Origin of the sequence: Ereboglobus luteus (assembly GCF_003096195.1) — a bacterium.
Taxonomy (GTDB): Bacteria; Verrucomicrobiota; Verrucomicrobiia; order Opitutales; family Opitutaceae; genus Ereboglobus; species Ereboglobus luteus.
Map to the genome: position 1 here is coordinate 1,938,838 of NZ_CP023004.1, position 20,217 is coordinate 1,959,054.

The window sequence follows — 20,217 nt, forward strand, 5'->3', positions numbered from 1 at the left end:
AAAGTGCCTCGTTAGATTTGGAACCAACATATTTTTTAGGACACTATTCCAGTCATGAATGCCACAATCATGCCCCTTGGCAAACTGCGGAAAGCGGCGGCGATCGCATTGCTTCTCCTGCCCGCCCAATTCGTGCTTGTGTTTGCCGCGCCTGACAAGAAGGCCGCCTATTTCAGTGACGCGACGACGCCAAACATCGTGGCGCTTCTCCCAATGCCGCCGGATGCGGGAACGCAGGAGGAGCAGGCCGACCGCGAGAGCAGTTTCGCCGTTTATTCCGCGCGCACGCCCGAGCAGACGACCAAGGGCAAGGCGCAGGACAAACTGAATATGTTTCATTTTTCGCCAAGCATCGGCCCCGCGTTCAAGAAGGGAGCCATTCCCAAAACCGAGGCGCTTTTTGCTCAAGTTGACCGCGAGGTGCAGGCAATGATTACCAATGCGAAAAAGTATTATCAACGTCCGTATCCGGCGCAGGTTGACTCGGAGCGTTTCAAGGACGCGATTGCGAAGGGCGACACCGGCTCCTACCCGAGCAGGAACTCCACGCTGGGCACGCTTTACGCGCTTTTGCTCGCCGAGTTTTTCCCCGACCAACGGGCCGCGATTTTGGAGCAGGGGCGCGAGGCAGGCTGGCTGCGCGTGCAGGGCGGCGTGGTGACGCCGCTGGATGTTTACGCGGGGCGCGTGCTCGGTCGCTCGCTTGCATCCTCGCTCGCGCGGAATCCGCAATTTCTGATCGATTTTGAGGAGGCTCGCGCGGAACTTGCGGCGGCCATGGCGCCCAAGGCGGATGCACCCGCCGTGAAAAAATAAGACGACGGCATTGAAGGCGGATTGTTTGCGGACGCGTGAAAACGCTGCCTTCGTCAGCGGGGTGCTTTGGGGAAAATTATCCAAACGCGGGGCTTCACGTCGCGGGTGATTCGTGCATTGATGTGCGGGTTATGCGCGAAGTCCTTGTCCGCAACTCACACCGCCGCTTGAGGCTCGACCGGAAGTGTCGCGCCGCGCTTGAGCGCGCCATCGGCGTGCTTGATGAAAACCGCGCGAAGTTCCTCGGCGGATGCCCCGATGGCGAGCTGTCGATTGTGTTTCTGTCCGACGCGGCGCTGGCAAAGTTGCACGACGAATTTCTAAACGACCCGACGACAACCGACGTTATTACCTTCGAGGGCGCGCCGGAGTTTGGCGTGGCGGGCGAGGTGTGCGTGTCGGCGGACACCGCCGCGAATTACGCACGGGCGCACGGGCGCGAATTCGCGGAGGAATTGATGTTATACGTCGCGCACGGCTGGCTGCACCTGGCGGGTTACGACGACTTGCAACCCGCCAAAAAGCGCAGGATGCGTGCCGCCGAAAACCGCGCGATGACGTTGCTGCGCAAGGCGGACGCGCTGCCGGGTTTTGTTTATAAATGAATTTCGCGCGCGGTATATAAACGAAAAAAACCAAGGCCGTGTCTGTTTGTATGAAACATGGAGTTTGTGATTATTTTCCATGTTTCATTATTATTTTTCAACGAAGAGGATGCACTATATATGGTAATGCACGCTCTGCTTTGTCGGCATACGTTTTGAAGGACTTGAGTTTTTCGAGCACGATTTTCAAAATGGGCTCAAAATGCTTTTTCCCCATTCGAACCTCGGTATCAACCATTTTGACATCGAGTTCATTGGACTTGTTGTTCCATGGAAGCGTTTCAGCATGTAGTTTTTTCAGCTGGTCGACATCCATGTCGTTTTGATACTTTTGACAACCAGCCAAGGCAGTCTTGACATCCATGACGAGAGAGCGTCCGCAATCTGCTATTATACTATTAAAGAGCAGGATTGCTTTTTTGGCGTCCTCGGGCTTCGCCGTTTTTACGGCAACTGCGACCTGAACCTTGGTCTTTGCTGCTCGAGCCCTGGCCTTGGCAATGTTGGCTGAGAAAATTTTTTCGAAGTTTTTTAGTTGAGCTTCCAAACCATTGATTTGCGTGGCCCTGCTCTCCGCGCTGTTTACCGATGTGTCATATCGCTGCATTGCTCTCTTGGTGATGGCATTCAGTTCCTTCTCCAAAAACTTCACGCCTTTTTTATAAAGTGTGGATTGTTGTGTGTCTGCTTCATAGAGCAGCTCCATGAGGGGGATTGTATATCCCGAAGCCATCTTCTTCAGCGATTCGAGACGGCGTTTCATCATGTCCAGCTTGTCTTTTAGCTGCTTTGGCGTGCTCTTGGGTCCCATTCTCTCGAAATCTGCGAATGCGTTGTCGAACTCCTTAAGGGTTACGGTTAGGTCTTTATTGGATCGCAACCAGCATTTCTTCACACTTTCGACCGGTTTTTTCATTTTGGTCATCGCCTCAAAAGAGGCTCCCGCGTCTTTCCAGAGATCAGCCAGATTTTCATTAGCCATGGTTTTATTCTTTAGGGTTTAGTATTGGATTGTATTATTATTTCGTGCGTCAAAACGAACGATGGATTAAACCCAGTAGCGCTTGGCTTTGCTGTCAATGGACGTGTGATTACAAAGCACACGTATTTTTATAATCGCAGCCTGAATCTTGAAACTCAGGCTGCGATACTGTCATATAAACATATGATTATCACTTCCAATCGTCGCTGCGGAAGGGCGAGGCGGGGAGGTCGGCGCCGTTGTAGAGCGGGGCGGGCGGGTCGTTGTCCCATGCGTAGCGGACGGCGACGGGCTCTTTCACGCGTTCGCTGGACACGACGATGGTTTCGCCTTCGATGCGCGCTTGCGCGGGGAAGAATCTTTTGTCGGCCCCGGCTATGACAAAGCCGGGAAGGTTCGGGTCTTTCGACTTCAACCCGGCGGCGTGGTCAAACTTCACTCGCAGTGCGCTGTTTTCCTTGGAGACTCCGGCAAACATCGGGCCGGAGTATTCGCCGCCGAGTTTGTAGGTATGGGCGAAGGCGTTGAGCGCGAGGCGGAGGCCGACGTCCTGCTTGTTTCTGGGATGGATGTCGTTGCTGGCGCCGATGTCGATTGTGACGGCCTGGCCGGTATTGGGGAGCTTGAGCGCGTATTCCTGCGCCTCGCGCAGAAACGCCCAGTTGTTGCCCCGGGCGTAGTTGGCGAGCTGCACGTAGTAGAAGGGGATGTCGCCTTGCTGGAAGTCGGCGCGCCACTGGCGGATCATCGTGGGGAAGAGCGTGCGGTATTCGGCGTAGCGGGAGGCGTTGGCCTCGCCTTGATACCAGATCACGCCGCGTATGGCGGCGGGGACGAACGGGGCGATCATGCCGTTGTAGAGCGAGCAGGGGGCGCGGCGGCTGGTGGGCCCCTCGGGTTTTTTGGGCGCGGCGGTCGTGAAGTTTTTGCCCTCCTTCTTGGCGGTGTCGCGATTCTTTTTCCACTGGTCGGAATCCTTCTCGTATTTCTCGGCGCGGTAGGGGTATGATTTCACCTCATCCTGCCAGCGTTCGAAGACCGCGCGCGCGGCGGTGTCGGAGGCCAGTCCTTGCAGGCTCATCCACGGCTCGATTTGCGTGCCGCCCCACGAGCTGTTGAGCAGGCCGATTGGGACGTTGAGTTTTTTGAAGAGTTCGCGTCCGAAGAAAAACGCGGTGGCGGAAAACTCGCCCGCCGTCTCGGGGCTGCACACGGTCCATTCGCCGACGGCGTCGTCGGCGGGCGTGGTGGAGGGGACGAGCTTTGTCTTGAAATGCCGGATGAGCGGATAGTTCGCGGCGGCGATTTCGTTCTTGGCGTTGTTCATGGGTTTGACGACCCACGCCATGTTCGACTGGCCGGAGCAGAGCCACACTTCGCCGACGAGGACGTTGCCCACGGTGACGGTGTTCTTCCCCTTGGCAACGAGGTTGGCGGGCGTGGCGTTGGCGGGCATGGGCGCGAGTTTCACGCTCCAGCGTCCCATGTCGTCGGCGGTGGCCGAGACGGTTTGCGACTGGAAGGTGACGGTGACTTTTTCGCCGGGATCGGCGCGACCCCAGACGGGCACGTCCTTGTCGCGCTGGAGCACGGCGTTGTCGCGAAAATAGGGTGAGAACACGACGTCGGCGGCTGCGGTCGTGAGCGAGATTGCGAGGAGCGCGGCAAGCGCGACGAGGCGGTTTCGCGAGTGGATGGGTTTTTGAGTGATCATGTTTGTGAGAGTGGTTGCGGGTTGGACTCAGCGTTCGGTTTGCGCGTAGGCCTCGACTTCGGTGGTGAAGCAATACGTGGGGTTGAACCCTTTTTTCTCGGTGTGGTTGCCGAGGTAGGTGAGGCGGACGTGCCGGGCGAGCGTGGGCGTGAATTCGAAGAGCTTCACTTCCGCCTGGCCGAGCGGGAAGTCGTGGCGTCCAACCTCGGTGTAGTTCACGCCGTCGTAGCTGACGGAAACGGCGATGGTTTTTGTGGAGCCGAAGTTCGGCACGCCGACGCGCACGTGGGTGAGCTTGGCGGTCGTGTTCAGGTCAATGGTCACGTTTTTCGGAAATTTGTTCGCGGGGTTGGTGGCGAAGGTGGCGCCCCGGCGCATTGCCCAGAGGCCATCGTTGATGCCGGTGTCCCAGCCGGTGGTGTTGGGCGCGTCGCAGGTGTGGGGTTTGCCGAGGGCGAGGTTCATCACGAGGCCGCTCGGCAGACGGCCGGGGCGAAGCTCCTTCTTCGGGTCGGCCTTCGGCGGGGGCGGTTTCTGGTCAGCGGCGAGGCCGCTTTGCGTCGGGCCGCCGGCGGTGCCGAACACCTCCACTTCGGTGATGAAGCAAAATGCGGGGGAGTAGGCGCCGGCTTTTTCCGAATGGTTGCCCGTGAATGTGAGCCGGACGTAGCGCGCCTTGACGGGTTTGAATTGGTAGAGGTGGTTGTCGTTTTTCCCCATCTCAAAATCATGGCTGCCGACATCCTTGTATTTCTTGCCATTTTCGCTGGTTGCAATGACCACGGTTTTCGTCGACCCAAAGTTTGGCGTGCCAACAAACACGGCCGAGATTACCTGTGTTTTTTCGAGGTCGATGACGACGCCTTTCGGAAATTCGTTGGTGTTGCCCGACGCGTAGGTGTTGGCTTTGTCGGTCACCCACGAGCCGTTCGTGAGGCCTGGATCCCAGCCGTGCTTGTTTGTATCGCTCGAAAAGTAGGGCTTTCCAAGCGCGAGATTGGGCCCGAGGTTTTTGGGCAGTTGGTCGGGTGTGATGGCGGCGTTTGCAAACGCGCAGGCCAGCAATGCGAGCGAGACGGTCAATGACCGGCGGAGTCGATGTGTCATGTGTCAGGGATGTTTTTGGGTTTTTGCGGGAGATGAAAAGCAACGCCCGTTTCGGGACGGGAACTGTTTGTAATCTGGACTACCGTAAGGCTTTTGGAGGCCGGTTCAAGAAAGGGATTTTGCGTTTCCGGCGATGCGCTTATTTGCGGCCCAAAATCGTCACGCCTTGAATCGCGGTGATGGCGGCCTGCAACTGGCGGTCGGGCATTATTTCCGTGCCGAGGCGCTCCTTGAACTCGGCGGGGTCGGCGGCGAGATCGGGCCGGGAAAGTTGCAGCCCGATGTTTTCCTCCTCCTTTGGCTCCAGCACGACTTCGATCTGCGGCGCGACACCGCGCTCATGGATGGTCACGCCGCTTGGCGTAAAATAACGGGCGGTTGTCAGTCGCATGCCCTCGCCGTTTTTAAGTTTAAAAACACTTTGAACCGAGCCCTTGCCGAAGGAGCGCTCGCCGACGATCACGGCGCGGTTTGTGTCCTTCAGCGCGCCCGCCACGATTTCGGCCGCGCTCGCGCTGTTCGCGTTGATCAGGACCGCCACGGGAACGTCGATCGGCGGCTCGTCCGAGCCGGAGCGAAACTCCTCGCGATCCCCCGGCGCCCGGCCCTGCGTGAACAGGATCAACTCTCCTTTTTTGAAAAACGGCTCCGCCACATCAATCGCCGAGTCGAGGACGCCCCCGGGATTGTTGCGCAGGTCGATGATGAGGCTGGTTGCGTTTTGCGAGGCGAGTGCGTTGAGCGCCTTGTAGAATTCCTCGCCGGTGCGGTCGGTGAATTGCGTGATCTGGAGGTAGCCGACATCGCCCTCCAGCAGGCGCGCATTGCGGACGCTTTCGGATTGGATTTTTTCGCGCGTGAGCGTGACGGTGAACTCGCGATTTTCCGACGTGCGGAATAAACCGACGTCAACCTTGGTCTTGGGTTTGCCGCGCAGTTTTTCCACGACGCCGTCCATTGTCGGATTTTCAAGCGCGACGCCGTCGATGCTTCTGATTTCGTCGCCGCGCCGGATGCCCGCGCGCTCGCCGGGCGTGTTCGGCATCGGGGTGATGACGCGCACGCGCTCCTTGCGCAGCTCGATCTGCACGCCGATGCCGCCGAACTCGCTGGTCATTCCCTCCTCGAGTTCGCGGAAATATTTTTCCTCAAGAAACTCGGAGTGCGGATCGAGCGATTCGAGGACGCCGTGCAGCGCGGATTTAGCGAGCTCGGGCGCGCGCGATTTTTCCGGGTCCACGTATTTGTTGTTCACGAGCGTCATCACATCGCGCACATAGGCGGACGCCTTGCGCAGCTCGCCGTCGGGCAGAATGCCGATCGCAATCGCGACCCGCTCGACGCCGCCAATCAACAGTATCCCCAGCGCGACACCGCAGGCGACGGTCAGGATGGTTCGAAATGTGGATGAATGGGAGGGCTTCACGGGCTGCGGATTATTTTTGAAAATATAGACTGTGGCTCAACGGTCTTGTTGTAAATGGATTCGTCAACCGTTCTGTCATAATTCAACCTCACCTCCCATGAGCGATTTTCTTGAGCTTTTTCGCGCGCGCGCCGATGCCGGGGCGGACGGTGTTTTGCGGATGCCGTTTGATCGCTTCATGGCGCTGGCGCTCTACGATCCCGAGCTCGGTTATTACCGGCGGGATCGCAAACGCGTGGGGCGCGGGGAGGGCACGGATTTTTTCACGGCGAGCACGAGCGGGCCGGTTTTTGGCGAGCTGATTTGCGCGGCGGCGGAAAAGCTTTTGCGCGAACAGGACGCGGGCGCGGATTTGCGCGATTATGTTTTTGTTGAAATCGGCGCGGAACCCGGGGCGGCGTGCTTGCGGGCGTGACGCATCCGTTCGCGCGCGCGCGCACGATCAGGGTCGGCGAATCCGTGGCGGGCAATGCCGCGCTGACGGGAAAATGCGTGGTGTTTTCGAACGAGCTTTTCGACGCGCAGCCATTTCGACGTTTTGTGTTTCGCGACGGCGCGTGGCGCGAGCTCGGCGTGGCGCTGAATGCGCGCGCGGGCGCGCTAATCGAAACAGAACTGCCCGCGATTGAAGGCGCGCCGATGCGCGACGCGCCTCCATTGCCACCCGCGCCAATGCCCGGGGGCTGGCATCTCGATTTGCCGCTGGCCGCGAGCGCGCTTGTGCGTGAAATCGCGGCGCAACCGTGGAGCGGACTTTTCCTCGCGTGCGATTATGGAAAAAGCTGGCGCGAACTTCTCGAGACGACTCCGGCGGGCACAGCGCGCGCGTATCACCGCCACACGCAATCGAACGACCTGCTCGCGCACCCCGGCGAACAAGACCTGACGTGCCACATCTGCTGGGACTGGCTTGCGGAGGCGCTGGCCGAAAACGGTTTTTCCCCGCCGAGAGTCGAGTCACAGGAGGCGTTTTTTGTGCGCCATGCCGGCAAGTATTTGGAAAACGCGTTCGCGGAGGATGCCGCGTGCGCCGCCGGGGCGGGTTCGCGCAAACGCTCGCTGATGCAACTGCTGCACCCCGCGCACATGGGGCAAAAATTCCAAGCGCTGCATGGATTCAGGGCGGCTAGAGTGTAATGTGTTGGAAATCAAAATAGTTATCATATTTTGCCCCAATGTGTTTTCACGGGGGAAATTTTTCAAAAACACATGAAACTCGACGCGTAACTTGGGTTCCCCGCGCCTGCAGTTTTGGCTTGGTGTATTCCGCGCAAGAATGACGAAAAACGAGGATAAATAACTTGCCGAGCCAACGGCATTGCACGATAAGTTCGGACTTACACCACTTTTTTCCCAATCAACCATGAACATCTTCAGCAAAAAGCTCATCCTCGCCGTCGCCGGCGCATTGCTCCTGTTTTCCACTGGCTGCGCGACCAAAAAAGCCTCCCGCGCAACACCTGACCAAACGCTTCTCGCCAAGGGAGCTGAATCTGAATACATTCCGGATAGTAGCTTTACACGTTATAATTCTGACCAATCGGTAATAACCACCCAGTATGAGCCGCTTGTAGAGCATAACAAACCTTCCGGCGATCTCGTTGGCAATGAGCTGCGCAACGTCCCCGAGCTCCAGTCGATTTACTTCGGCTTCGACCGCTCGGCGATTGACCAGAAGGAGCGCTCGAAATTCCAGGCGATCAAAGACTATCTCGCGAAAAACCCGCAGTATCGCGTCATCTTCGAAGGCCACTGCGACTGGCGCGGCACCGCCGAATACAACATGGCTCTTGGAAGCCGCCGTGCAAGCTCCGCCAAAAAATACGCCACGACCATCGGCATCGACCCCGCCAAGGTCGACGTGCGCTCCAAGGGCTCGACACAGGCCGTCGAACGCGGCTCCGAGGAAGTCATGGCCAAGGACCGTCGCGCCGAAATCGTCGTGCTCGTGAAATAAGCGCCGGATAAAGAGTATCCAATTTTCAAATACAAAGCTCCGGATGCGAAAAGCGTCCGGGGCTTTTTTTGCGCCCCTTCGCCGGGCGCTCTTTTTCCACGCGTCGCCGACTCAAAACATTGACCGCGCGCGCGCTTCGCTTTTCGCTTTTCACCATGCCCGCAGCCATTCACCTCTACCGTCACATGCAGAGCGCGTGGAGGGATGTCGTGACGCCGTGGCTTGCCGCCGACGGACATGCGCGAGGGCTCGTTCGCAGCCATGTGGTCGTGCCGACGCGCGGGCAGGCGCATGCGTTCAAGCAGCGCTGCCTCGAGCTCGGCATTTCGCTGTTCGGCGTCGAGTTGCTCACGCCGGGGCTGGCGCGCGCGCGCTGGCTGGCGCGCATGGAGCCGGGGCGTTTTCGTCCGGCGCTGGGGCGCGAATTTCTCCTGTTCGGCTTGCGCGAAATCATCGGGCGGCGGTTGGAGCCGCTTGATCCCGCGCGCGAGGAGGATCGCCCGGAGTGGGGATTTCTCAAGAGCCTTCAGAGCGATTGCGAACGGGCGCTCGGCGATTTCGACGACCTGATAAAAAGCGGGTTTTCGGCGGACGATTTCCCCGAGCCAATTTTGCGCGGGGTGTTCGGCGAGCTGGCCGCGTGGGTGGAAAAACTCGGCTGCGATTTTGCGCCGCGCCAGACTGCCGCGTTTGTGCGGGGCGACGAGCCCGGCCCGCGAATTCGCGGACGCCTGCTCGTTCACGGTTTCAGCGCCGAGCAGCGCGGGGAGTTTTTTAATGTCGCCGCGTTCGCGCGCTGTTTCGATGACGTGACGCTCACGCTGCCCGAGCCTGAATTTCGCGGGCGCAAGGCGCTCGACGAAACGTGGATCGAATTGTGGGAGCCCGCGCTTGGCGCAAACGCCGTCCCGATCGACGAGCCCGGCGAGCCTCCGGCGTCGTGCGAAAATGTCGCCGAGGTTTGGGCGTCGAGCGACGGTTTGCCGGACGAGGCGGCGCGCTCGCTTGAGGCGCAGTCGGACGTGATTGTCGGCACCACGCGCGCGGCGGAGATGGAGCTTGCGTGCGAAAAAATCGACGCGCTGCTCAAGCGGGGCGCGGAAAACATCGGCGTCATTTTTCCGACGAGCGACGCGGCGCACCTCCGGCTCGCGGAGCTGCTCGCGGAGCGCGGCATCGCGTTTGTCGACCAGCTCGAAACCGCCGCGCCGGTGCCGGTCGAAATCCAGGCGCAGCGCGCGTTGCTTGCGTTTTACCGCAACGACTGCCGCCTGGAGGACTTGCTCGCGTTGTGGCCGTTATTGCAGGCGACGGGCGAGGCGAACGGGCAGACGCTCGCCACCGCGCGCGATGTGTGCGAGCGCCTGTTCGACGAGCACCAGACTCACTCGCTCGCGAAGTGCATGCCGACGCTGATCGCACGCGCGGAAGAACGTCGCGAGTGGAAGGATGTCGCCGGGGTGTGCGTGGAAAAATTGCTCGGCGCGGACAACGAGTTTGCGTGGCCGGAGCGGCTCTCGCTCGCCGACGCGCTCAAGCGCTTTTCGGCGGCGTGCGAACGTCTCAACCTCGGCGAGATTCCGGGGCGCGCGGCGCTGGATGAGTTTGCGCGGCACGATCAGCGGGTGCTGCCCGCGCCGATTGTGTTTTCGCTGATCGAGTCGTTCATTCCCGCGAAGGGCGTGGCGGAGGGCGTGCCGGGGCGCGGGTGTTTCGCGCGCGTCACGCTGACGACGCGCCGGCGCGCCGAGGGCGGCGTCTGGTCGCACCTGATTTTTGTCGAGGCCAACGCGGGCGTGTGGCCCGAGCGCCAGGAGGCGAGCTGCTGGCTGCCCGACGAGGCGCGCGCCGCGCTCAACGCGCGCGGCCACGGCGGCATCGATTTGTTCACGGCGGACGACCGCGCGTTCTTGGAGAAGCGCGGCTACGCGGCGCTCGCGCGCGACACGGGCGCGGGCATTGTTTTCACCGCGTCGCTTTTCAACGAGGAGGAGCCGGAGTTGAAGCTCGCGCCGAACAGCTGGGTGGAGCGCGTGCGCTGGCAGGCGCTCTCGCACGCGGCCGGCGGCGCGGCGCCGGGACACGAGGAAATTTTCGACCGGCTGGCGCGGCGGAGCGGATCGAGTGGCACGGGCGACTCGCCCGTGGGTTTGGCTGCAACTTCGCAAAACACGGGCGAGTCGCCCGTGCCACTCAATCCGCATGGGCGGGACGCCCATGCCACCCAACCCGATTGCGTTACTTCCCCCACGGGCTGGCTCGCCGTCTGGAAATCGCGGCGCGATCCGGCGTATCCATTTGATGAATACTTTTTCTGCGCGGCGCCGCGCAAACTCGCCGACGTGCGGCTCGGCGTGCGGCAGATCGAGGCCGGCGCGGGCGATCCCGCGAGTTTGTGGTTCAGCTCGGTGCTGGGCGCGGGCGCGGTGGACTGGGGGGGGTTCGAGCGCGCGCCAAACAAGATTCGCGGACAACTTGCGCACCGGCTGCTCGCTGACGCGTTGCGCGGCGATCCGGCGGGGGGCAGTTTCGCACCATGCCCTCCGGGGCCGCGGCGCGCGCGCAGCTCGACGCCTCGCTCGCGGAGTTGCGCAAGGCGTGGCCGGACGACGCGTATTGGGAATCCTTCCACATGGAGCTGGCGGAGGCGTGCCACGCGTTGCTGGGAAAAATCTTCGCGCACGATGCGGGTGGTTTTGTGGCGACGGAATACTCGCTGCCCCGCGACACGCGCCTGCAGCTCGACCCCGCGGACGAGGACTCGCGCATTTGCGTGAGCGGGCGCATGGATTTGCTGCGGCTCGACAAACCGGATTTTCACGGTGCGAGCGCGGACATCATTGATTTTAAAACCGGCAGGGCGGGCACGCTCTCGGCGGCGGCGATGTCGAAAAAGGGCGAGCTGTTGCAACTGGGAATTTATCTGGAGGCCGCGCGGACGCTCGGCGTTGCGAATGGCCGCGTGTGGCTCTTCAAGCCCGACTCAAGCGAACCGGCGTGCATCGGCATGGAGGAGCTTCCGGAGGCGCTCGCGGGGTTGCGGCAGATCAAGCGTTATCTGGAGGGGGGGCGTTACGGCGCGCTGACGGAGGACCGGTCGGAGTATTCGTTTGGCGGCGGAGGCTGGCCGATCGCGTGCGCGCCGATTCCGCACGCGGTGCTCAAGGCGAAACACGGGGTGACGTTTGGAAAGGCGGTCTCCCATGAGTGACGCGAACGCACAACAACCCCTCGCCGACGCCGGGCCGCGCGAGCGTTTCCGCAACGAGTGGCGGAGCAATTTTGCCGTGAGCGCGAACGCGGGCTCGGGGAAAACCACCGCGATTTCCGAGCGGCTTGCCGCGATGGCGATGTCTCCCGAGGCGGCGGTCATGCTGCCGAAGACCGCCGTCGTCACCTACACAAAAAAGGCGGCGCAGCAAATCGGCGAACGCGCGCGCGCGGTGCTCTTGCGGCGACTCGCGGAAGGTAGGGCGAAGCCTCCGGCTGAGCCGTCGAATGGCAATGATCTTTCGGATGCGGCTCAGCCGGAGGCTTCGCCCTACCCAAATCAATCGGGGCAGGCCGCGCTCAATCATCTGGAACGCGCGTTTTTCGGCACGATCCACGGCTTCTGCCTCACGCTGGCGAAGCGCCACGGGCAGGCGCTCGGCGTGAACCTGAATCCCGAGGTGGTCAGCGACGGCGACGCGGCGTGCTGGGAGGAATTTGTCGAGCAGGACCCGATGCGTTTCGACGCTCTCTCGGCGGAGCAGTTGCGCGCGTTTTTGCGGCACATGCCGCTGACAAGCATTTTCGGGCTCGCGGGAAAAATAACCGCGTCGGTCGCGAAGGAGTTGCGCGCGCGCAAGCCCGCCGGCCTGCCGCCCGGCCCGGACGCGCGGGCGCTCGATGAAATCATGGAGCTGAGCACGCGCGCGGGAAAATCCACCGACGCGCTCAGACGCAACCAGCAAAACGCGGTCGAATGGTCGCGGCGGTTTCGCGAGGAAAAAACTTTCCTGCCGTTCATTTCGCCGGAGGGCTCGGCCGCGAATATCAAGGAGCATTACGCGCAGTTTTTCGTGCCGATGAAAAGCTGGCTGGCGGCGGCGAGCGCGACGCTCGCGGCGGAGTTGTCCGAGCGTTATCGCAACTGGCGTTTCGAACGCGGCGTGCAGACGTTTGCCGACCAGGTCGAGACGGCGCTGGCCGTTTTGCACAACGAGGCGTTTCTCGACAAAATCCGCGCCGAGGGCTGGCGCGTGATTCTCGACGAGGCTCAGGACACCGACCCGATGCAGTTCGCCGTGCTCGTGGAGATCGCGCGGCCGCCGGGCGCGGCGCTCGGCACGTGGCCCGACGCGCGCGCGGGCAAGTCCGGACCCGCGCCGAGGCCGGGACATTTTTGCATGGTCGGCGACGGGCAGCAGGCGATTTACGGAAGCCGCGCCGACGTGCGCAATTTCACGCGGCACCTCGCGGCGTTCGAGCGCGGAGACGGCGGCGAGAAGCTTGAGTTCAGCGTGACATTTCGCACGCCGCGCCGCGCGATCGCACTTTTCAACGAGGCGTTTCCGGGCGCGTTCGGCAAGGGCAACGATTTTAACTACGGGCTGCCGCCGGCGGAGGGCGCGGAGCCGCCGCTGTTGCAGGTGCCGTATCAGCCGTTGATTCCCGGCCCGTCGAACGCCGAGGGCGCGGCGTGCCGGATCGAGTTGAGCCTCCCCTCCGACAACAGGCTCAGCGTCGAGCACTGGATGCAGCTGGAGGCGCTTCAACTCGCGGCGTTTTTCAAGGCGCGCGGGCCGGCGGGCGTGGGCGCGAAGGAGTGGGGCGACGTGTGCCTGCTCGCGCCGGCCAATCCGTGGCTGGTTACCGTTGGAAAAATTTTGAAGGAAAGCGGGCTCAAGGTCGCGTTGCAGGCGCGGCGAAACCGTTGCGGCGACAACCCCGTTTACGCGTGGATGACGGGACTGCTCGCGGTGATTTGCGATCCGGACAACGCGTTCGAATGGTTCGGCGTGCTGCGCGAGGTCTTCGGCGTGAGCGATGCGCTGCTCGCCGCGGAAATCCGCGAGCCGGAGCTGGACGCGCTGGGCAAGGGCGGGCGCAACTGGCTATGGGAAACGCCGGAGGAGCACCCGCGGCCGTTGCGCGACGCGCTTGAGACGATGCGGCCGTTTGTGCTGCGGGCCAACGACGGCGGCCTGCCGCTCGCGCGCTTCGCGGAGGAGCTGGCGCGCGCGTGCAAAATCGAGGAGCGCGCGCTTGCGATCTCGCCGGGCGGCGAACTGGCGGACGAGTTGCACCGGCTGCTTGCGAACGCGGCGGCGCTCGGGCTCGAGGGCGCGGGGCCGCGCGAGTGGCTTGCGCATTTGCTCGACGGGCTCGACGAGCAGCGCCCGACGGGCAAGGCGGAGCGCGACGCGATCAACCTCGTCACCTCGCACTCGTCGAAGGGGCTGGAATGGGATGTCGTGATTCCGCTCGGTTTCTGGCGTCCGCAGCAAAAGCCTCCCGTGCCGGGGATGCAGCTCGTGCCGGAGGTGCCGGGCGTCGGGCCGGTCGTATATTTTGACACGGCCAGCATGCCGGAGGACATGCGCGTCTCGCGCGACCGCGAGGCGAAGCGCGAACAGGCGCGGCTGCTGTATGTCACGCTCACGCGCGCGAAAAAGAGGCTCGTGATTCCGTGGGGCGGCGGCGGTTTTGGGAAAGCCGGAAATGGCGCGAGCTTCGCGGATATTTTCGGACGAGTGGATTTGATCGAGGCGCTGCCATTGTGCGAAAGCGAGGCGGAAATTGCGGATGCGGCGGGCGTGGCGCAAGAGGGTGGGGCGGACGAGGTCTCCTCCCCGTCCGGCAACGGGACGCCGCCGCTCCTTGCGCAAGCGGAATTGCCGCCGCTTCCGGCGCGCGTGCTGCCGCACCAGCTTGCGCATTTCGACGCGGTGCGCGGCGCGCTCCACGAGGCGACGGCGGACGACTTGCGCCCGGCGCGCGACGGCGACGAGGCGATCGAATACGGGCTTTGGTGGCATGGCGTGATGGAGTCGCTGCCGTGGGACGCGGACGATGTCGTGCTGTCCGCGTATTTCGAGAAATCGCTGGAGGCCGCGCGGGAGCGGTGCGGCGAGGCCGGCCTTGCACGCGGACGCGAGGAGCTCGAGCGTTTTCAGGCGGGCGAAACGCTGCGCGAATTGCGCGAGCCGCGCTGGACGCGCGAGGCGGAGTTGCCGATCTTCGCGCCTGCAAACGAGGCGGGTGATACGTGGGTTGACGGCATCATGGACATGGTGATTCACGATGCCGCGGCGAACGAGGCGCGCGTGGTCGATTGGAAAACCAACAGGCGGCGCGCGGGCGAAAGCGACGATGCGCTGCTGGCGCGGCTCGCCGATGAATACGCGCCGCAGTTGCGCGCCTACGGACGTTGCGTGACCGGATTTTTCCCGAAGGCGCGGGTGCGTCTGTTCGTGTATTCGAGCGCGGCGGGCAAGGTGATCGAGATCGCGGGGGAATGATTTTTTGCGCTGTTTGTTTCGGGCGCGAGGCGCCTGCGGGCTCGCTTTAAAACCGTGACTGTTTGGACGAACTTTTTTTGGCGATTGAACGAGCCATTGACGAGGGCGGCGAAGGCGCGCATTCTCCTGTTTTCAATGCCGATCATCCCCAAACTCGCTGCAAAATTGCAAAGACACCCCAAGCGCGTCGTTTTCGCCGAGGGCAACGATCCGCGCATACTCCAAGCCGCGCGCCAGTGGGTCACGCGCCGCATGGGCGCGCCCATTTTGCTCGGAGACCGCACGCTCATCAAAAACTCCGCTATGCGCCTCGACATCAACCTTCAGGGCATGCGTATCATCGACCCCGCGCAGAGCGAGGAGTTCGAGCCGTTTGCGTTGCAATTCGCCGAGCTGCGCAGAAGTCGCGACAAGGAAATCTCGCTCGACGAGGCGCGCGACACCATGCGCGACACCAGCTACTTTGCCACAATGATGCTCGCCAACGCGCAGGCCGACTGCCTCGTCGGCGGCGCCACGCGCGTTGCGTCGAGCGCGCTGCGTCCGCTTTTCCAAATCATCCCGAAGCACGAGCACGCGCAAAATGTCGCGTCGCTCATGATCATCGCCTTTGACGAGCACAAGGTCGGTTCCGACGGCACGTTGTTTTTTGCGGATTGCGGCGTGATTCCCGAGCCCACGGCCGAGCAGCTCGCCGACATCGCCGTGTCCACGGCGCAGATCGCGTATCACATCACAAACGAGACGCCGCGCATCGCGATGCTCAGCTGGGCGACGCACAGTGACGCGTCGCATCCGTCCATCGTGAGGGTTCGCAGGGCGACGCAACTGGCCCGCGTCAAGGCAATCGAGGCCGGTCTCACCGTTGAGATCGAGGGCGAGATTCAGGCCGACGCGGCGCTCGACGCACTCACGGCGCAGACGAAAAAAATCGGAGGTCCCGTCGCCGGCCGCGCCAACGTCCTCATCTTCCCCGACCTGGCCAGCGGCAACATCGCGTTCAAGCTCGTGAACATACTCGGCGGTTCCTACGCCTACGGACAAATCCTCACCGGCCTGAGCCGTCCCGCAGCAGAAATCAGCCGCGGCTCCAGCGCGCACGATGTTTACGGCGCCGCGGTTATTGTCGGCTGCCAGGCCATCGACCACAAGCTGCTCTACGGGACGTGAGAAAATTAGGAATTAGGATTTAGAAGTTAGAAAGTCCAAGCCTGTGCATTATTCAAATTTCACCCGATTGTTTCCCTGATCCGTCTCATCGCGTTGTCTTTAAATTCTGATTCATAATTTTTCCGCATGTCCTCCGAACCGACCGCCAATCCTTTCGAGCAACCCGCGCTTCCCCTGCTGACAAAGCCGACCAACACCGAGACGAAGCGCATCTTTGTCGCTGCCACGCGCATGAACGACGGCAAGACAACCACCTGCCTCGGCCTCTACGCCGCGCTCCAGGCGCTTTATCCGCGCGTGGGTTTTATCAAGCCCGTGGGCCAGCGTTTCGTCACCATTGAGGGCACGCTCATCGACGAGGACTCCTACCTGCTCGACGTGATCTACAAGGTGAGCGTGCCGATCCAGAGCATGAGCCCCGTGACAATCGACAGCACGCTCACGCGCCGCTACATCAAACAGCCCGCCGAGATGCTTGCCGCGCTCGAGGACAAAATCTGCCGCGCCTTCGACCGGGTCTCCTGGGAAAAGGATTTCACGCTCATCGAGGGCACGGGGCACGCGGGCGTCGGCTCGGTGTTTGACCTTTCGAACGCGCGCGTCGCGCAACTACTCAACGCAAAAGTGATCCTTGTTTCCCCCGGCGGCATCGGGCGGCCCATCGACGAAATCGCGCTCAACAAGGCGCTTTTTGACAAGGCCGGCGTGGAGGTGATCGGCGCGATCCTCAACAAGGTCGAGCCCGACAAGATGGACATGATTTCCGAATACGCGGGCGAGGGGCTGCGCCGCCTCGGCGTGCCGCTCCTCGGCGTGCTGCCGATTCACCGGATGCTTTCGACGCCGAGCATTTCGCAAATCGCAGAGGAGATCGACGGGCGCTGGCTCAACGGTCACTGGAATGCGCCGGTGCACCGCGCCGAGCGCGTGATTGTCGGCGCGATGACGGCGAAGGGCATCGTCGATTACCTGCAACCCGGCGTCGTGATCATCACGCCCGGCGATCGCGACGACATCATCCTCGCCGCCATTTCGAGCGCGCAGCTCTCGGGTGAAAAAACGATTTCGGGGTTGATTCTCTCAAACGACATCATGCCGCATCCGAAGTTGATGGACTTGCTCGAGCAGACGGAAATCCCGGTGATTGCCGCGCATCGTGAATGCTACGACGTTTCCTCGCGCATTCACAGCATGACCGTGAAAACGCAGCCGCAGGACACCGACAAATTCCCCGTGATCAAAAAACTCATCATGGATCACGTGGACATGGATCGTTTGCTCGCGGCATTTTGACACGCGCGGCGTGAGCGGAATGCGGACGCGCAAGCCGGCGATTTGCCGGGCTGAGGTGTGGTTTGCCTCGTGAAGGCGCCGGGGAGTTCCCGGCCTACTTTTTCTGCCTCTTTTTTCGCTTTGCGCGCTCGATGTTCAGGTAGGTTTTGGTCTGGAGCTGGGTTTCGTAGAACTCCAGCAGGCGCACGCCTTCGCGCGGCTTTACGAGGTCCTTGCGGGTCGCGGTGTCGATTTGCGCCTTCATGCGGCGGCAGAGTTCCTCCCACTGGTATTGCACGCCTTCGATCACCTCGGCGATGCGGCTGCCATTGATCGCTTCCTCGATGTAAAAGCCGTTCGGTTCGTCGGGCTCGAGGAAGACGTGCGCCTCGCTCACGCGGCCGAAGAGGTTGTGCAGGTCGCCCATGATGTCCTGATACGCGCCGGTCAGGAATATGCCGAGGTAGTAGGGTTTGCCGTTGAGCGAATGGAGCGTGAGGTAGTCCTTCGTGTCCTGCAGGTCGATGAAGCTGCTGATCTTGCCGTCGGAGTCGCAGGTGATGTCCACGAGGATCGCGTTGACGGTGGGTTTTTCCTTGAGGCGGTGCAGCGGCACGACGGGGAAAAGTTGCTTGAGCGCCCAGTGGTCCAGCAGCGATTGGAAGACGGAAAAGTTGCAGACGTATTGGTCGGCGAGGAGTTTTTTGAGGTCGCGCAACTCCTCGGGCTGGTAGCCGGCCTCGTTGTCCTCGCGGTCGATTTTTTCGCAAATCTGCCAGAAGAGCGACTCGGCGGCGGCGCGGTTTTCGATGTCGAGGTAGCCGAGGTTGAAGAGCGAAAGCGCCTCCTCTTTTTTCTGGAGCGCGTCGTGGAAGCGCTCGAGGCGTCCGAGGCGCGACTTGTTTTTCAACTGCGCCTCGAGCGCGTAAACAATGTCGTGCTTTTGCTTCGGCAGGTGCTGCTGGCGGAGCGTCTCCTTTTTGTTGATGCGCTCGAAAACCTCCACGACGAGCATGGAGTGTGGCGCGACGATGGCGCGGCCGCTTTCGCTGATGAGGTCGGGCACGCGCACGTTGGAGGCCTCGCAAATGTCCATGACGTTCGAGACGACGTCGCGCGCGTATTCCTCGAGCGTATAGTTCATCGACGACTCGAAGTTGGTGCGCGAGCCGTCGTAGTCGACGCCGAGTCCGCCGCCGATGTCGAGGTAGCCCATCGGGAACCCCATTTTCGCGAGCTGGCAGTAAAAGCGCGTGGCCTCGACGACGGCGTTTTTGATCGTGAGGATGTTCGGCACCTGCGAGCCGATGTGAAAATGCACCAGCTTCAGCGATTTTGAGAGCTTGGCGGCCTTGAGTTTTTCGATGGCAAAAAGGATCTCCGCGGTGTTCAGGCCGAACTTTGCGTTGTCGCCCGACGACGACGACCATTTGCCCTCGCCGCGCGTCTGGAGTTTTATGCGAAAGCCGATGAGCGGCTTCACGTCGAGCTCCTGCGAAATGCGGATGATGTCGTCCACCTCGCCCAGTTGCTCGATGACGATGATGATTCGCTTGCCGAGCTTCCGCCCGAGGAGCGCGAGGCGGATGTAGTCGTTGTCCTTGTAACCGTTGCAGATGATGAGGCGCTGGTTGCTGTCGTGCATCGCGAGCGCGATCATGAGCTCGGGCTTTGATCCGGCCTCGAGCCCGTGGTTGTAATCCTTGCCCGCCGACATGATTTCCTCGACCACCTCGCGCAGCTGGTTGACCTTGATGGGGAACACCCCGCGGTAGTCGCCCTTGTAGTTCTCCTCGCGGATGGCGCGGCGGAACGCCTGGTTGAGCCGTTGCACGCGATGTCGCAGCAAATCCTGAAACCGGATCACCATCGGCGCCTTGATGCCCATGCCCGCGGCCTCGTCAACGACGTCCATGATGCGGATTGTCGGGCCGTCCGGAACGGGCCGCACCTCGGCAAAGCCCTCGTCATCAACGCCAAAATGCCCCGTGCCCCAGCGATTGAAACCGTAGAGTTCCTCGGATTTTTCGACTGACCAGGTGGATGCGGATTGTTTTTTCAAGATGTGTGTAAAGAAAAAATGACCAAGGTTTGTTGCTTGCTATTTAATCGGCAGGATTGGTTTACTTCGTGTTTTCTTTTCGCAAAACACTCAACACTCAAATCATGACTATCGCCACTATTTCCAATTTCGCACTGCAAATCATTGCCCAGGCCGAAGGCGCGCCGGCGAGTCAACCCGCCGCCGGTGGCAGCAACTTCCTCATGCAATTCGGCCCGATCATCCTGATGGTCGTCGCGTTCTATTTCCTCCTCATCGCCCCGCAGCGCAAAAAACAAAAAGAGCACCAGAAACTCCTCTCCGAGCTCGACTCCGGCGACCAAGTCCTGCTCGCCAGCGGCATCTTCGGTGAAATCACCAACCGCAAGGACGACCGCTTCGTGGTTCGCATCGCCGACGGTGTGAAGGTCGAGGTCGCGAAAAACTTCGTCCAGACCGTCATCAAGAAAAAGGCGCCAGCGACCAGAAATAACCCCGCCCCGCCCCTGCGCTTCGCGCGATTCCGGCGCCGGATGTCATCCAAGGACACGGCTCCGGAACGTGAAGAAGGTGGCAAAAATGCCGTTACGTTTCCCAGCCTCCCCGTTACCTGAAAAACTC

Annotated in this window: 15 protein-coding genes; 10 read left to right on the plus strand and 5 right to left on the minus strand. The window is 61.5% G+C overall.

The window, feature by feature from the left end; genetic code table 11:
* Positions 1-54 precede the first annotated feature (54 nt).
* Positions 55-816 carry a phosphatase PAP2 family protein gene (locus tag CKA38_RS07265; RefSeq protein WP_108824877.1) on the plus strand — a complete coding sequence of 254 codons (762 nt, stop codon included), beginning with the start codon at positions 55-57 and terminating at the stop codon, positions 814-816.
* A gap of 131 nt (positions 817-947) precedes the next feature.
* Positions 948-1,421 (plus strand): rRNA maturation RNase YbeY, encoded by a 474-nt coding sequence (gene ybeY, locus CKA38_RS07270; protein WP_108824878.1) that lies wholly within the window; start codon positions 948-950, stop codon positions 1,419-1,421.
* A gap of 97 nt (positions 1,422-1,518) precedes the next feature.
* Here the strand turns inward: ybeY and CKA38_RS07275 are convergent, their stop codons facing one another.
* The 4 genes from CKA38_RS07275 to CKA38_RS07290 all read right to left on the minus strand — a co-directional run bounded on the left by CKA38_RS07275 (position 1,519) and on the right by CKA38_RS07290 (position 6,650).
* Positions 1,519-2,403 (minus strand): nucleotide exchange factor GrpE, encoded by an 885-nt coding sequence (locus tag CKA38_RS07275; RefSeq protein WP_108824879.1) that lies wholly within the window; start codon positions 2,401-2,403, stop codon positions 1,519-1,521.
* A gap of 190 nt (positions 2,404-2,593) precedes the next feature.
* On the minus strand, positions 2,594-4,117 hold the full coding sequence (locus CKA38_RS07280) for a sialate O-acetylesterase (RefSeq protein WP_108824880.1): 1,524 nt from the start codon (positions 4,115-4,117) through the stop codon (positions 2,594-2,596).
* A gap of 27 nt (positions 4,118-4,144) precedes the next feature.
* Complete coding sequence (locus tag CKA38_RS07285) at positions 4,145-5,224, minus strand: discoidin domain-containing protein (RefSeq protein WP_108824881.1); 1,080 nt, start codon at positions 5,222-5,224, stop codon at positions 4,145-4,147.
* A 139-nt stretch (positions 5,225-5,363) separates the two neighbouring features.
* Entirely contained in the window at positions 5,364-6,650 is a 1,287-nt protein-coding gene (locus CKA38_RS07290) for a S41 family peptidase (protein WP_108824882.1), read from the minus strand.
* A gap of 97 nt (positions 6,651-6,747) precedes the next feature.
* Here CKA38_RS07290 and CKA38_RS16350 point away from each other — a divergent pair, with 97 nt between their 5' ends.
* The 7 genes from CKA38_RS16350 (at position 6,748) to CKA38_RS07320 (ending at position 17,576) form a co-directional block, all read left to right on the plus strand.
* A complete protein-coding gene (locus tag CKA38_RS16350) occupies positions 6,748-7,065 on the plus strand; it encodes a hypothetical protein (RefSeq protein WP_236919219.1) in 318 nt (105 codons plus the stop codon).
* The gene (locus CKA38_RS07295) at positions 7,062-7,787 is read left to right on the plus strand and encodes an SAM-dependent methyltransferase (protein ID WP_236919221.1); all 726 of its coding nucleotides are present in this window, start codon (positions 7,062-7,064) and stop codon (positions 7,785-7,787) included. The genes CKA38_RS16350 and CKA38_RS07295 overlap by 4 nt, the downstream gene beginning before the upstream one ends.
* 226 nt (positions 7,788-8,013) lie before the next feature.
* Positions 8,014-8,607, plus strand: a complete 594-nt coding sequence (locus tag CKA38_RS07300; RefSeq protein ID WP_108824883.1) for an OmpA family protein — start codon at positions 8,014-8,016, stop codon at positions 8,605-8,607.
* A 2,536-nt stretch (positions 8,608-11,143) separates the two neighbouring features.
* Positions 11,144-11,818 (plus strand): PD-(D/E)XK nuclease family protein, encoded by a 675-nt coding sequence (locus CKA38_RS07305; RefSeq protein ID WP_108824884.1) that lies wholly within the window; start codon positions 11,144-11,146, stop codon positions 11,816-11,818.
* Positions 11,811-15,113: a UvrD-helicase domain-containing protein gene (locus CKA38_RS07310; protein ID WP_108824885.1), complete on the plus strand. Its 3,303-nt coding sequence runs from the start codon at positions 11,811-11,813 to the stop codon at positions 15,111-15,113. Before CKA38_RS07305 ends, CKA38_RS07310 begins: the two co-directional genes overlap by 8 nt.
* Before the next feature lie 135 nt (positions 15,114-15,248).
* Entirely contained in the window at positions 15,249-16,283 is a 1,035-nt protein-coding gene (locus CKA38_RS07315; protein ID WP_108826480.1) for a phosphate acyltransferase, read from the plus strand.
* Positions 16,284-16,409: 126 nt separating this feature from the next.
* Positions 16,410-17,576, plus strand: coding sequence for a phosphotransacetylase family protein (locus tag CKA38_RS07320; RefSeq protein ID WP_108824886.1), 1,167 nt, complete (start codon positions 16,410-16,412; stop codon positions 17,574-17,576).
* Between the two features lie 94 nt (positions 17,577-17,670).
* Here CKA38_RS07320 and speA read toward each other — a convergent pair whose 3' ends face one another.
* On the minus strand, positions 17,671-19,617 hold the full coding sequence (speA, locus tag CKA38_RS07325) for a biosynthetic arginine decarboxylase (RefSeq protein ID WP_108824887.1): 1,947 nt from the start codon (positions 19,615-19,617) through the stop codon (positions 17,671-17,673).
* Between the two features lie 104 nt (positions 19,618-19,721).
* Between speA and yajC the strand changes: the two genes are divergently transcribed.
* Positions 19,722-20,210 carry a preprotein translocase subunit YajC gene (yajC, locus tag CKA38_RS07330; RefSeq protein ID WP_108826481.1) on the plus strand — a complete coding sequence of 163 codons (489 nt, stop codon included), beginning with the start codon at positions 19,722-19,724 and terminating at the stop codon, positions 20,208-20,210.
* Positions 20,211-20,217: the final 7 nt, after the last annotated feature.

What these genes read in the sequence shown, in the direction of transcription:
- CKA38_RS07280 (WP_108824880.1), bottom strand. Translation starts at nt 4,117, where the DNA reads ATGATCACTCAAAAACCCATCCACTCGCGAAACCGCCTCGTCGCGCTT.
- CKA38_RS16350 (WP_236919219.1), top strand. Translation starts at nt 6,748, where the DNA reads ATGAGCGATTTTCTTGAGCTTTTTCGCGCGCGCGCCGATGCCGGGGCG.
- CKA38_RS07265 (WP_108824877.1), top strand. Translation starts at nt 55, where the DNA reads ATGAATGCCACAATCATGCCCCTTGGCAAACTGCGGAAAGCGGCGGCG.
- CKA38_RS07300 (WP_108824883.1), top strand. Translation starts at nt 8,014, where the DNA reads ATGAACATCTTCAGCAAAAAGCTCATCCTCGCCGTCGCCGGCGCATTG.
- ybeY (WP_108824878.1), top strand. Translation starts at nt 948, where the DNA reads ATGCGCGAAGTCCTTGTCCGCAACTCACACCGCCGCTTGAGGCTCGAC.
- CKA38_RS07315 (WP_108826480.1), top strand. Translation starts at nt 15,249, where the DNA reads ATGCCGATCATCCCCAAACTCGCTGCAAAATTGCAAAGACACCCCAAG.
- CKA38_RS07320 (WP_108824886.1), top strand. Translation starts at nt 16,410, where the DNA reads ATGTCCTCCGAACCGACCGCCAATCCTTTCGAGCAACCCGCGCTTCCC.
- CKA38_RS07275 (WP_108824879.1), bottom strand. Translation starts at nt 2,403, where the DNA reads ATGGCTAATGAAAATCTGGCTGATCTCTGGAAAGACGCGGGAGCCTCT.
- yajC (WP_108826481.1), top strand. Translation starts at nt 19,722, where the DNA reads ATGACTATCGCCACTATTTCCAATTTCGCACTGCAAATCATTGCCCAG.
- CKA38_RS07285 (WP_108824881.1), bottom strand. Translation starts at nt 5,224, where the DNA reads ATGACACATCGACTCCGCCGGTCATTGACCGTCTCGCTCGCATTGCTG.
- CKA38_RS07310 (WP_108824885.1), top strand. Translation starts at nt 11,811, where the DNA reads ATGAGTGACGCGAACGCACAACAACCCCTCGCCGACGCCGGGCCGCGC.
- CKA38_RS07305 (WP_108824884.1), top strand. Translation starts at nt 11,144, where the DNA reads ATGCCCTCCGGGGCCGCGGCGCGCGCGCAGCTCGACGCCTCGCTCGCG.